Origin of the sequence: Thermus aquaticus (assembly GCF_001280255.1) — a bacterium.
Lineage (GTDB): Bacteria > Deinococcota > Deinococci > Deinococcales > Thermaceae > Thermus > Thermus aquaticus.
In genome coordinates this window covers 1-364 of the sequence record NZ_LHCI01000101.1, presented here as the reverse complement: position 1 = coordinate 364, position 364 = coordinate 1, and the positions used below count along the sequence as shown (strand labels likewise).

At 71.4% G+C, this 364-nt stretch carries 1 protein-coding gene; it reads right to left on the bottom strand.

What is annotated here, in order from left to right; genetic code table 11:
* The coding region (locus BVI061214_RS00740) for a deoxynucleoside kinase (protein ID WP_162207993.1) at positions 1 to 364 on the bottom strand (364 nt) is incomplete at both ends.

Here is a 364-nt window from a genome sequence, read left to right as displayed (position 1 = left end):
TGGGCCAGGTGCTCCCTGACCAGGGCCACCACCGCCTCCCGGTGGGGGCGGGTGGGGCTGAAGTCCAGGGCGTCGGCCTCGAGGACCAGAAGGGGGTGGGGGTAGCGGGCGAATTGGCGCTCGTAGGCCTCGGAGAGGGCCTCCAGGTAGGCGGGGTCCATGCCCCGCTCAAAGGGGCGGCCCCGCCGGGCGATCCTGTCTAGGAGGACGGGGACCGGGGCCCTCAGGTAGACCGTGAGGTCGGGCGGGGGCACCTTTGGGGCCAGTTCCCGGTAGAGCTCCAGGTAGAGGTCCCACTCCGGGCCCTCCAGGTTGAGGCTGGCGAAGATGGGGTCCTTGTCCAGGAGGTAGTCGGCCACCACGC